General features: G+C 33.2%; 1 protein-coding gene. It reads left to right on the forward strand.

All coding sequences use genetic code 11. From position 1 onward, the window contains the following. The coding region (locus AVBRAN9334_RS10120) for a methyl-accepting chemotaxis protein (protein WP_336607744.1) at window positions 1-443 on the forward strand (443 nt) is incomplete at both ends.

The following is a 443-nucleotide window of genomic DNA, read 5'->3' on the forward strand; positions in this document are numbered from 1 at the left end:
AAAATACTAAAAACAAGTGTTAAAGATATAAATGAAGGTGCAAGAAAGCAAGCAAGTAGCTTACAAGAAAGTGCAGCAGCAGTAGAAGAGATGAGTGCATCTATGCATGCAGTAAATCAAAAATCAAACGAAGTTATTAAAAACGGAGAAGATATTAAAAATGTTATTACTATGATTAAAGATATAGCAGAACAAATTAATCTACTTGCACTTAATGCTGCAATTGAAGCAGCACGTGCAGGTGAGCATGGAAGGGGCTTTGCTGTAGTTGCTGATGAAGTAAGAAAACTAGCTGAAAGCACTCAAAAATCACTAACAGAAATAGAAGCAAGTGTTAATGTATTAACTCAAGGTATAAATGATATGAGTGAAAGCATTAAAGAACAAACTCAAGCAATATCTCAAATAAATGAAGCAATAAGTAGTATAGATGAGCTAACACG

This window comes from Campylobacter sp. RM9334 (genome assembly GCF_020138145.1).
GTDB lineage: Bacteria > Campylobacterota > Campylobacteria > Campylobacterales > Campylobacteraceae > Campylobacter_E.